This window comes from Pirellulimonas nuda (assembly GCF_007750855.1).
Taxonomy (GTDB): domain Bacteria; phylum Planctomycetota; class Planctomycetia; order Pirellulales; family Lacipirellulaceae; genus Pirellulimonas; species Pirellulimonas nuda.
Genome location: NZ_CP036291.1, coordinates 471,777 through 483,411 on the forward strand (window position 1 = coordinate 471,777; position 11,635 = coordinate 483,411).

The 11,635-nt window shown below is 67.0% G+C and carries 10 protein-coding genes; 1 reads left to right on the forward strand and 9 read right to left on the reverse strand.

Annotated features, from left to right (window positions below):
* Positions 1-78: 78 nt before the first annotated feature.
* From Pla175_RS01875 to Pla175_RS01905, 7 genes are all read right to left on the reverse strand, one after another.
* Entirely contained in the window at positions 79-1,380 is a 1,302-nt protein-coding gene (locus Pla175_RS01875; RefSeq protein WP_197527204.1) for a hemolysin family protein, read from the reverse strand.
* A complete protein-coding gene (gene ybeY, locus Pla175_RS01880) occupies positions 1,377-1,841 on the reverse strand; it encodes an rRNA maturation RNase YbeY (RefSeq protein ID WP_145280789.1) in 465 nt (154 codons plus the stop codon). Before ybeY ends, Pla175_RS01875 begins: the two co-directional genes overlap by 4 nt.
* A gap of 157 nt (positions 1,842-1,998) precedes the next feature.
* Positions 1,999-4,278, reverse strand: coding sequence for an HD family phosphohydrolase (locus Pla175_RS01885; protein ID WP_145280790.1), 2,280 nt, complete (start codon positions 4,276-4,278; stop codon positions 1,999-2,001).
* Between the two features lie 180 nt (positions 4,279-4,458).
* Complete coding sequence (locus Pla175_RS01890) at positions 4,459-5,403, reverse strand: PhoH family protein (RefSeq protein ID WP_145280792.1); 945 nt, start codon at positions 5,401-5,403, stop codon at positions 4,459-4,461.
* 281 nt (positions 5,404-5,684) lie between these two features.
* A complete protein-coding gene (locus Pla175_RS01895) occupies positions 5,685-6,644 on the reverse strand; it encodes a phosphatidate cytidylyltransferase (RefSeq protein WP_145280795.1) in 960 nt (319 codons plus the stop codon).
* 250 nt (positions 6,645-6,894) lie between these two features.
* Entirely contained in the window at positions 6,895-7,623 is a 729-nt protein-coding gene (locus Pla175_RS01900) for an isoprenyl transferase (RefSeq protein ID WP_145280797.1), read from the reverse strand.
* Between the two features lie 151 nt (positions 7,624-7,774).
* Positions 7,775-9,106, reverse strand: a complete 1,332-nt coding sequence (locus Pla175_RS01905) for an adenylosuccinate synthase (RefSeq protein WP_145280799.1) — start codon at positions 9,104-9,106, stop codon at positions 7,775-7,777.
* Between the two features lie 357 nt (positions 9,107-9,463).
* Between Pla175_RS01905 and Pla175_RS01910 the strand changes: the two genes are divergently transcribed.
* The gene (locus Pla175_RS01910; RefSeq protein ID WP_145280802.1) at positions 9,464-10,177 is read left to right on the forward strand and encodes a YcxB family protein; all 714 of its coding nucleotides are present in this window, start codon (positions 9,464-9,466) and stop codon (positions 10,175-10,177) included.
* A gap of 39 nt (positions 10,178-10,216) precedes the next feature.
* Here the strand turns inward: Pla175_RS01910 and Pla175_RS01915 are convergent, their stop codons facing one another.
* On the reverse strand, positions 10,217-10,888 hold the full coding sequence (locus Pla175_RS01915) for a hypothetical protein (RefSeq protein ID WP_145280804.1): 672 nt from the start codon (positions 10,886-10,888) through the stop codon (positions 10,217-10,219).
* Positions 10,889-11,145: 257 nt separating this feature from the next.
* Positions 11,146-11,490: a hypothetical protein gene (locus tag Pla175_RS01920; RefSeq protein ID WP_145280806.1), complete on the reverse strand. Its 345-nt coding sequence runs from the start codon at positions 11,488-11,490 to the stop codon at positions 11,146-11,148.
* Positions 11,491-11,635: the final 145 nt, after the last annotated feature.

Here is an 11,635-nt window from a genome sequence, read left to right on the forward strand (position 1 = left end):
CGCACGCGATGTAGATGCGTGGATCGGCGCGCCACGGGGCGTCCGTCCCTATCATCTATCCTCTATCATCTTTCGTTACTACTCCGCGGCGCCGTTGCCCCGATCCGACAGCCTCTCCACGCGCACGCGGTCGATGCGGCGTTTGGTCGCTTCGAGCACGGTCACGCGGACCGCTTCGTGGTACAGCACGCTCTCGCCCGGCACGGGGACGCGGCCCAGCTCGGTGAAGACGAAGCCGGCGATGGTGTCGTAGTCGCCGTCTTCGGGGAGCTCGACGCTCAGGGCGTCGTTGATCTCGTCGACGTGGGCCCGGCCGAGCGCCTCGCAGACCCCTTCACTGAGTCCCACGATCTCTTGCTCGGCCTCCTCGTCGTACTCGTCGACGATCTCTCCGACGATCTCCTCCAGCACGTCCTCAATCGTCACCAGGCCGGCGACGCCGCCGTACTCGTCCAGCACCAGCGCGATGTGCGTGCGGGTCTGCTGGAACATCTGCAAAAGGTCGTCGACCGCCTTGGTCTCGGGCACGAACAGGGGCTTGCGCACCAGGTCGCGGAGCGAGGGCCGTTGGGCGCCGTCTCCCTTAGCGAATTCGGGGAGCAGGTCTTTGACGTACAGCACGCCGACGATGTCGTCGCGGCTGGTCTCGTACACGGGGATGCGGGTGTGCCCGGCCGCGATCACGTCGGCCAGCAGGTCGTCCCAGGCGATCTCGACCGGGATCATGTGCATATCGGTACGCGGGGTCATGATCTCCGCCACGTCGGCGTCCCCCAGTTCGATCACCCCCTCGATCATGCCGCGGGCCTCTTCTTCCAGCAGCCCCTCGCGGTGCCCCTCGGTCACGATCGTGCGGATTTCTTCGCCGAAGGTTTCTTCGTCCGCCCCGCTGGGGGTGCGGCCCGCGATGCGGTGCAGGGCGGTGTCGAGCACCCGGGCAAACAGCGTCAGCGGGCTGAGCACCACCCCGAGGCGGCGCCACAGGCCCCACGTGTTGTAGAGGAACGGCGCCGCGTACAGACGCGAGATCGACCAGGGGAGCCAGACCTTCAGCACCGTGAGGATCAGCCCCAGCACCACGCCGCCGGCCAGCACGATCGGCCACGGGGGCGGGTTGCCGTCTCCCCAACGCCGGACGGCCCACAGCGCCAGCGCCGCGATCAGCACGCACGTGCCCACCACTTCGAGCATCTCGACCCCCAGGGCGACCTGCTTGTGGCCCCGGAGGATCTCGCCGTAACGTTCGGGCTGTTCTTCGCGCTGGCTGAGCTCTTGCAGCTCGCGGCGGGAGAAGTCCTCCAGGGCGCGGGCCGCGGTAGCCGCGATGCACGCGAACACGGCCGCCGCGATCCCCAACCAGAACAGCGGGTCGCTGATCATTCGTCGGGGTCTCGTTCGGGTTGCGGCTCGTTGCCGGGCGCCGAGGGGAAGCATCGCTGCAGGGCCTCGGCTTCGGCGCGTCGCATGTCGGCCGCCTCGGCCTCGGTCTTGTCGCGGAAGCCGGCCAGGTGCAGCACGCCGTGGATGACGTACAGCAGCAGCTCTTGCTCCGTGTCGACGCCGTACTCGGCGGCGTTGGCGAGCGCCGTGTCGTAGCTCACCACCACCTGCCCCACCTTGCCCAGATCGAAGCTCAAGACGTCCGTCGGGTAGTCGTGCCCTAGGTGCTTGAGGTTGAGCGCGTGGATCGTGGGGTCGTCGACGATGGCCACATCGACCTGACGGAGGAGCTCGCCAGAGACCTCATTCGCCGCGAGCGCGGCCTGCTTGATCCGCATCATCGCGGCCGCGCCGGGGCCGTCGGCGCGTGAATCGTGTTTCCAGAAGAGTCCAACTTCCATCAGTGATCAGCACCCGTGCTGCGAATGGCGTAGGCCGGAACGAGGTCGCCTTGGCGATCGAACTTCCGGCATGGAGCGGGTACACGCGCCGCCGGCCGGAACTGCGCTCGCTTCGCGTGCTTGTTCCGGCCTACGTTTTGCGTTCCGGTCGACTCATTCACGCGGAAACCCCTTTGCTTGGTTCTTGCTCTGGGTACTTGACCCGCCCGTGGTAAACGGCCGTCAGCGATTTGACTAGGCTATCACAAACGCGGCTCACTTCCTGCAGGGTGAGCCCACATTCGTCGAACTGCCCGTCTACCAGCCGTTTGTGGGCCAGCTCTTCCACCAGGCTCTCGATCCTCGCCGGGGTCGGTTCAACCAGCACGCGGCTGGCGCTCTCCACCGCGTCGGCGATCATCAGCACGGCCGCTTCCTTGGTTTGCGGGCGCGGGCCGGGGTAGCGGAAGGCGCTCTCGTCCACCGCCGCGGCGTTCTCGTCCGCCTCTTTGCGGCTAGAGGCCTGGCGGTAGAAGTACTCTACCAGCGTGGTGCCGTGGTGCTGCTGGATGAAGTCGATGATCCGCTCGGGGAGGTGGTGCTGGCGGGCCAGGTCGACGCCGTCCTTGACGTGGGCGATGATCACCAGCGTGCTCATGGCGGGCGCCAGGCTCTGGTGGCGGTTGTCGCCGCGGGACTGGTTCTCCACGAAGTACTGCGGCTTGAGCATCTTGCCGATGTCGTGGAAGTACGCGCCCACCCGCGTCAGCAGGGCGCGTCCGCCGATCGACTCGGTCGCGGCCTCGGCGAGCGAGGCGACGGTGATCGAGTGGTTGTAAGTGCCCGGCGCGCGGCGCACCAGCTCTTGCAGCAGCGGGTGCGCGGGGTCGCCCAGCTCCAGCAGGCTGAGGTCGGTCTGCACGTCGAACACGCGCTCCACCAGCGGCAGTAGGCAGGTCATCAGCGACGCGGCGATCACCGACCACAGGGCGAGCCGCACGGCGGTCTGGGTGGCGTCCAACAGCGAGAGCCCGGCGAGCTGGCCCACGCACAGCGCCAGAGCGGCCGCCACGCCCGCCGCCACGAACCCAACGATCAGCAGCTTGCTGCGGGTGCGTACGGAGTCGAGCGCGATGGCGGCAGCGCTGGCGGGCCCCAGCAGCAGCACGGCGTCGTAGGTCCCCAGCCCCAGGCCTACCGAGGCGATCAGCGTGGTCGCGGCCGACATCACCAGCGCGTTGATCCGCCCGTAGGCGACCGCGGCGGTCATCGCCAGCAGCAGCAACGGGATGGCCTCGGCGCGCCACTCGCGGCTGTTGGCGAGCGTCATCGCGGCGACCGTGAGCAGCACCGTGGCCAGCAGCGTCACCAGCCGGGGGAGCCGGCTCAGCACGCCGCGGTCGTGCCGCCGCAGCACGAAGGCCACCACCACGAACAGCGCCCCATACAGGGCCGTCGCCGCGACGAACCGCAGCACGCTCTCCCACGAAGACCGGGCGTGGAGCCAGGCGGAACGCTCGGCGTCCAGCAGCTTCAGCGACGCCTCGTCTAGCATCTTGCTCCCCGTCGCCAGCACCGATCCGACCGGGAACACCTTGTACTGGGTCACCACCTCGGCCTCGGCGCGGTCCTGCTCTGCGCGGGTGGCGATGGGGTCGAGCTTGAGCGTCTCCGGCAGGGCCGTGCGGATGCGGTTGAACACCCGCGCCGCTAGGTCGAGCGACGGCAGTTTCTGTTCGAACGTCCGCTGCAACTGCCGGGTGGCGTTCTCGACCAGCGTCTCGCTGATCTCAACGGTCGCATCGAACCCTGGACTATCGACGCGGCGGACCTGGATCTGCTTCTGGTTGGCCTCGTGCTCCGGCGGCAGTCGGACCATCAACCCGTGCCGCTCCAGCGGGGCGAACGCCTCGCCCAGCGTCGCCTGGGCGGCGTCTAGCTGTCCCGCTTCGGAGAGCACGGTCCGCAGCTTGGCGAACTGCTCCTGCTCCTGCTCGGGGGTCGGCGCCGGCGTCCCCTCGGCCGGCGGCGGCAGCGCGTAGCTGGCCCAGATCTCTGGGTCGACCGTGTCCAGCGATTCTGCGCTGGCCAGCTCGCTCAGCTCGTTCACCACCCGCGCCTTGAGCTGCGTCACCCGGGCCGGGTCGTGCTCGTAGACCGCGGTCGCCAGCCGTCGGGCCAGGTCGCGCGCTTCGTCCGTCGCTTTGTCGTCTGGCTGCTTGAACTCGACCCGCGCGGTGAGGTTGCGGAGGGGGGTCTGCCCGGCGTGGAACTCGGCCGGGGGGCGCCAGGCGCGGGTGATGGCCGCCAACCCCAGCAGCGTGAGCACCACCAGCGACAGCCGCACCACCACCGAGCCGCGGCGCAGCTCGGACCCCATCGCCCGCCACTTGCCTGGGGGGAGTTCGAGCGCCGCAACACGGTGTTTGCGGGGTCGTTTTTGGGTGGGTTGGGCCATAAATCAATTCAATCAAGGCCGAAGGCCGACGCGTATCCCCCTCCCCTGTAGGGGGAGGGGTTAGGTGAGGGGGTTGGAGCTGGTGAACTCGCTGTGTTGGAGGTCTCGGAAACCTCGTCTAATCTGCTTCCAACCCCCTCCCCCCACCCCTCCCCCTGCCGGGGAGGGGAGTATGTGAGTCTACCGGTGCTCCATGGGTTCTTCGTACGCGTCTACGATCGCTTGCACCAGCGGGTGGCGGACGATGTCGGCCGTGGTGAGCTGGGTGCTGGCGATCCCGGGGATGTCGGAGAGCCGCACCAGCGCGTCGATCAGACCGCTGCGGGTGTGCGGCGGGAGGTCGATCTGCGACGTGTCGCCCGAGATCACTACCTTCGAGTCGGCGCCCATGCGGGTGAGGAACATCTTCATCTGGCTGACCGTGGTGTTCTGCCCTTCGTCCATGATGATGAACGCGCCGTTGAGCGTCCGCCCACGCATGTACGCCAGCGGCGCCACCTCGATCACGTCCTCGGCCATGTAACGCTTGAGCTGATCGGCGTCGAGCATCTCGCCCAACGCGTCCAGCAGCGGCCGCAGGTACGGGTTGATCTTGGCCTGCAGGTCGCCGGGGAGGAACCCGAGGTTCTCGCCCGCTTCCACTGCCGGCCTCACCAGCACAATCTTACGCACGCGTTGCTCGCGGAGCGCCTCGATCGCGGCGGCCACGGCCAGGTAGGTCTTGCCGCAGCCGGCCGGGCCGACGCAGAAAACCATGTCGTGGGCGCGGATCGCGTCGACGTACTTGGCTTGGCCCGGCGTGCGGGGGCGGATGGTCACGCCCGGCTTCTGGACGCCGATCGGCTGGGGCGGGCGGGCGCTCTCGCCCCCGACCGCCGAGTCGATCGCGGCCCGCACCGCGTCGGCCCCTACCTGGCCGGCGTGCGCCAGTTCGTTCTTGAGCGTCTCGAAGACGCCGGTCGCCTGGCGGACCGCCGCGTCGTCGCCGCTGAGGTGGATCCGGCCTCCGCGCGCAGAGATCTTGGCGGGGATCGCTTCGCGGATCCGCTTGAGGTGTTGGTCCGCGGTGCCGAACAGTTGGATGATATGATCCGGATCGCCGACAGGGATCGAAGCTTCAATCATCCTTGAGCGCCCGGGATTGAAGCGGGCGGCGTGAGGTGGGCGTTTGGAAAGGTGTCAGGAGGAAACAACGCGGCAGCCAGTGAGCCGGGGCGTCCCCGCCCCCGGCGCAGCGGGGTAGATGATCTAACGGGCCGGGGGCGGGGACGCCCCGGCTCGCACGCCTCATCAAGCAAAGCGAGCCACTAGAAATATAGTCAATTCCTCGGCCTGCGCAGCGCCCGGGCCTGGGGTTTCTGCGTAAATCGTGCCGTGGAAAGAGGTTGTGGCTTGTGGCGGGGTCGTCATGGCCCCACGACACGTGCTAGCCACAGGATATACGCGACCGGCGCAGCCAGCAGGATCGAGTCGAGCGTGTCGAGCACCCCGCCGAAGCCGGGCATCCAGGTGCTGCTGTTCTTGAGCGCCGCGTCGCGTTTCATCATCGACACCGCTAGGTCCCCCAGGATCCCCGCCAGCGCCACCAACAAGCCGTACAGCACCACGCCGGTCGCCCAGGTGAGCTGGGGCTGGTCGGTTTGCAGTCCCCAGGACCGTGCGAGCGGGCCGAGGAACACAAACGCCATAGCGACCGCCGAGGCGACCCCGCCGATGGCCCCCTCCCAGGTCTTGCCGGGGCTGAGCGAGGGGGTCATTTTGTGGCGACCCAGCATGTGGCCGAACACGTAGGCGCCGGTGTCGCACGCCTTGACCACGGCGATCATCGACAGCAGCGCCAGCATCCCCCAGCGGCCGTCGTCTCCCCAGCTTGCGCCCCCCCACGAGGGGCCGGCCAGCGTCCGCAGCAGCACTAGGCAGCTGATCATCCCGCCGGCGTAGCCGGCCGCGAGCAGCCCGCGCGCCAGCCGGTTGGTGGCGGAGCCGGCGCCCTTGAATCGGATCATCTCCACCACAAACAGCACCAAGATCAGCATCAGCATCCCCAGCCCGATCAGCCCGGCACGGGTGAGCGGAGCGGTGTACTTCATGCCGATGAGCGTCGGCATAAGCGACGTGAGCACCAGCATCGACGCGGTTGTGGAGACCACGTACCGCGACGGCGAATCGAGCGCGCGGCCCGTCAGCGGGTCGATCTTGCCGGAGTGCTCTAGCAGCCGCACCAGCTCATTGCCCCCCAGCACGGCGCCCAGGAACGCCAGCGGCGCCAGGATCAGCCCGGGCCGGGCGTAGTGGAAATCAAGCCAAGCGAGCCCCGCCACCAGCGTGATCAGCACGACCGAGAGGATGACACGCGATTGCAGCACGCTAGTCGCTTGGTTTGGAGAGCTAAGGTTTGACCACGGATCTCACGGATAAGGAAGATTGCCACGAAAAGGCACAAAAAGGCACAAGGTGGGGATGCTCAATGACCAAGTCCACATGACCAACAATCGCCACGCGTCGCACCGCACGGATTGGTCATTGGGGCTTGGTCGTTGGGCATTACTTTCTTTTGCTTTCTTGTGCCTTTTTGTGGCTATCGTCCGTCTTCCGTGCGATACGTGTCATCCGTGGTTACGCGTCGTTCAGCCCGCCGAAGCGGCGTTCTCTTGCGGCGAAGTCGCTGATCGCTTCGTGCAACGCGGCCTCGTCGAACTCCGGCCAGCAGCGGTCGGTGACCCAGATCTCTGAATAGCTTAATTGCCAGAGCAAGAAATTGCTGATTCTTAGTTCGCCGGCGGTGCGGATCAGCAGGTCGGGGTCGGGGACACCGGCCGTGTAGAGGTGGTCGCTGATCGTCTGCTCGTCGATCGCGGGGGCCGACAGCTTGCCGGCCTGGATCTCGGTGCCGATCGCCCGCATGGCGTCCACCAGCTCGGCCCGGCCGCCGTAGTTGATCGCTAGGTTCAGGAACATGCCGCTGTTGGCGGCGCTCAGGGCGATGGTCTTGTCGAGCTCCGCCAGCACGTCGGCCGGGATCGGCCCGCGGCGGCCCAGCATCCGCACGCGGATGTTGTTCTGCATGATCGTGTCCCGCTCGTCGATCATGTACTGCCCCAGCAGCCGCATCAGGAAGTCGAGCTCGCTCTGCGGCCGCTTCCAGTTCTCGCTGCTCAGGCAGTAGAGGGTGAGCTGCTCGATCGACTTCAGCCGGGCGCACTCTTCGGTAATGCGCCGCACGGCGCTGACCCCCTCCTCGTGCCCGGCCACCCGCGGCAACCCCTGCCGCTGCGCCCACCGCCCGTTGCCGTCCATGATGACGGCGATGTGCCGGGGGTATCGGTCTGGCTGCGGCGTGCTCATGGGGCGGGAGATGATAGCGGTTCGAGGATAGATGATAGAGGTTAGATGATAGAGACGCGCTCCGCGGAGCATTACGGGTGGTTGTACTCCATCGCCTGCGCGTCCAGCCCTAACATCTATCCTCTAACCTCTATCATCTCTCGTCCGTCCGTCAGGCGATGGATTCGTCCAAGATCATCGTCTGCGCCCGGCCGGGGCCGACCGACACCAGGCCGACCGGCGCGCCCACCAGCTCGGCGATGCGGTCGAGGTAGGCGTGGGCGTTCTTAGGCAGTTGGTCGTACGAGGTGCAGTGGGTGACTTCTTCCTTCCAGCCCGGCAGCGTCTCGTAGACCGCCTTGGCTTGGCGGAGGTCGTCAACGTGGCTTGGGAAGACCTTGGTCTGCTTGCCGTTGATCTCGTAGGCGGTGCAGATCTTCAGCTCGTCCAGCCCGCTGAGCACGTCGACCAGCATCACAGCGATTGAGGTCACGCCGCTCAGCCGCGCGGTGTAGCGTAGCGCCACCGCGTCGAGCCAGCCGCAGCGGCGTGGGCGGCGGGTGACGGTGCCGTACTCGTTGCCGCGGTCGCGTAGGTACTGGCCGGTGGCGTTGTCTTGCTCGGTGGGGAAGGGGCCCCCGCCGACGCGGGTGGAGTAGGCCTTCACGACGCCGATCACCTTCTGCACCTGCTGCGGCGGCGCCCCCGCGCCGTTGCACACGCCGACGCCGGAGCTGTTGCTGCTGGTGACGTAGGGGTAGGTGCCGTGGTCGACATCGAGCAGCGCCCCTTGGGCGCCCTCGAACAGCACGCGCTTGCCCGACTCGAGCGCGGTAAGCAGCAGCTCGGTGGCGTCACAGACGTGCGCCTTGAGCCGCTCTGCGAACGCCGCGTACTGGTTGTAGATGGCCTGCGGGTCGAGGGGCTCGAACTGGCCAGAATCATCCAGCGCCGCCAGCGACTTGTTCTTCGCCGCGGCGATGTGCTCGATCCGCTGCTTCAGGTTGGGGCGGTACAGGTCGCCCAGCCGGACGGCGTAGGTGCGGCCCACCTTGTCGCGGTAGCAGGGGCCGATGCCGCGTCCGGTGGTGCCGATCTTTTCACCCTCGGTGCGCTCCTCGCCTTCGCCGCGTTCGCCATCGCCCGACACATGATCCATCAGGCGGTCTTCGGCGAAGTGCCAGGGGAAGATCACGTGCGCCCGGTCGCTCATCCGCAGCCCGGAGCAGTCGACGTTGCGGCCGGCCAGCTCGTCGAGCTCTTCGATCGCCTTGGCGGGGTTCAGCACCACGCCGCCGGCGATCAGGCTGGTGACCCCGGGGGTGAGGATGCCCGAGGGGAGCAGCGAGAGCTTGTAGACCTCGTCTCCCACCACCACGGTATGCCCCGCGTTGGCGCCCCCCTGGTAGCGGACCACCAGGTCGTGCCGGGGGGTCAAGAGGTCGACAATCTTCCCCTTCGCCTCGTCGCCCCATTGCAGGCCGATAACACAAACGCCCGCCACGGCAGGTTCTCCAGAGGCCGCGGCCCAGGGCCGCAGCGGGTGCAAAAAACAGCCCCGCGGAGCGGGGCGAGCAAGCCAGTGATTGTAGGAGCGGGGAAAAGTAGGGGTCAAGCGGGTGGCTGCGCCGCCGGGGGGGTGGCTCACTGCGCTCGCGGGGCTTGTCCGCCGCGGCGGACGGGGCTTGTTCGCTTCGCGAACGGGGCTGGGGGGACGCGCAAGCGATCAGGAGGGGTTTGAGCCGGTAGCGCCCCGTCTCTGGAATGGAGCGCCCGGAGTGGAGCGGGTACACGCGCCACACTCCGGGCGCTGACGCTACCGGCTCGATTTGGTGGTAGTTGGTGGTAGATTGGGGGCCCCATGACCGAGCCCAACCCCTACCAGTCGCCGGCGCCCGCGGGCGCCTACACGCCGCCGAGGGTCGAGGCGATCGAGCCGCCGGTGACGGTGCGAGTGCAGGAAGACGAGGACATGATCGCGATCACGGTCGATCGCGTCCTAAAGTACGACGCTACCTATCGAAGCACAGTTGCGGCTCAGAGGAGTCGACAACTGATGTATGCGTTCCTGACAGGGGCCGTCGGTGTTGCGGCCTGGGCGCCCGATCGAAAATCGATGGCTCTCTCGGTTTTTCTAGTAGGGTTGTCGATCCGCTATTTGATCGGAGCGGCGTTCACTTGGCGACGACTAAAACGTGCGATCACGCAGCAGACGATCGCAAGAATTGAGCGTTGCAAGAACTCCCCACAAGACGGTGCGTACTCGCTCACGCTCCAATATGAGGGAGTGCGCATCGCCCGGCCCAATGTCTCATCAGAGATGCGTTGGGGCTATTTCTGCGGCGTGCGCCGCACGGACGAGTTCTTGTTTCTGGAACGTGGAGAAGGCGACGACATCACGATCCCCGCCCGCGCCTTCCACGACGAGGCCGCCTTCGAGGCCTTCTGCGATCTCGCGCGGCGGTTGTGGGAGAACCACCGCCCAGAAAGAGCGATGGAGCCGGAAGCGTCAGCGCCCGGAGTGCGTCGCGAGACGCCTCCGGGCGCTAACGCTTCCGGCTCCATCCAGAGCTGAAAGCTGAAAGCTGATCGCTGAAAGCCAACCGCCACGACGTCAGTCGTTCGCCGTGGCGTCCAGCGCGAAGTTGGCGTGGGGGTCGTGCTTGTAGAAGTAGCGGCCCAGCTCCGACGCCAAGATCTCGATGAACTGGTTCTGGAACTGCGAGACGCTCTTGTCTTGCACCGGGGTGCCGCTGTGCGTGGGGAACTTGAACTCGCCGAGGCGTTCGTCCCACAGCAGCTTGCCGCCGTTGTCGATGTCGTAGACGTAGACGGTGATCTCCGCCGCGCCCTGGTAGAGCGTGGGGCCGTTGTAGAGGTCGAAGTGGTCCATCTCTACCCGCACCAGCCGGTTGGCTTTGACCGCCTTGCCGAGCTCCTTGTACTTGTCGGGGCCGTTTTCATCGACCCAGTTGTCGACCTCTTTGGGGTCGACCACGTCGATCTTCGGCACGTCTTTGGCCAGCTTCGAGCTAAGCCGTTGGGCCAGTTGCCGCGAGGCGCCGGCGTGGCGGAACTCGCTGCTGGGGGGAGGGGGGCAGAACACGACGACGCGCTGGCCCTCCAGCTCGTTGCACTTGGCGGGCACCACGTTGCCCCCCTGCCACATGTAGAGCCCCGAGGCCAGCAGCAGGTGCAGGCATCCGGTGGATGGCAGCACCCCCAGGGCGATGAGCATCAGCACGTAGGGGAGCGAACTGGTTCGCGGCGGGCTAGGGAGTTTCATCGGTTCCTTCCGGCGTCACAGTAGAGGCGGTCCATCGCCAAGCGGCCGGAGGGTACTGGCCACGCCAAGTCGAAGCAAGGCGGGTTTCCCACGCGCCGCGAGGGGCGCCAGAGATTGCGCCCCACCAATGCAAGAATTCCCGAACAGCCGACGGGCTACGCCCCGTCGGGGTGCGTCGATCGATGCTCCAGCCGAGCCACCCCGACGGGGCGGAGCCCGTCGGCTAGTGGCTGCACGCTCGGGGCGCGGTTGGGGCGCTAATGCTCGAGAAACCTTCCGCAGGTGGGGCACTTGGCGTACCACATGGGGACGTTCGAGCCGCACTCGCAGCGGATGTGGTGCCGGATCACGGAGCCGCTCAGCAGGCTGGCGCTGCCGCTGTCGCCGGCCTCGGAGTTGCCCATCGCCTCGTCGAACACGCTCGACCCGGCGGCGCTTGTGCGTTGCTCGCTCTCGTCGACCGCGCGCTGGATCACCTCGGTCACGTCGGGTACGTGCACGAAGACCTGGCCCGGGCATTTCGGGCAGAGGCCCTTTTTGCCGGCGTACTTCTCTTTAATATTCAGCACGTGTCCATTCGGACACTCTACACGGATGCCCATGCCTGGCCCTCCCGAGTGGTCGTTGACCGAGGAGCGCCTCTTCCCTTCCGCGTCTAAGGTTCAGGGTATCTCAACGAGCCGCGGGTCGCAACAAGAATCGTGAATTCGCCGTGCAATACCGCGGCGCCACGCATCGCCGTCCTGC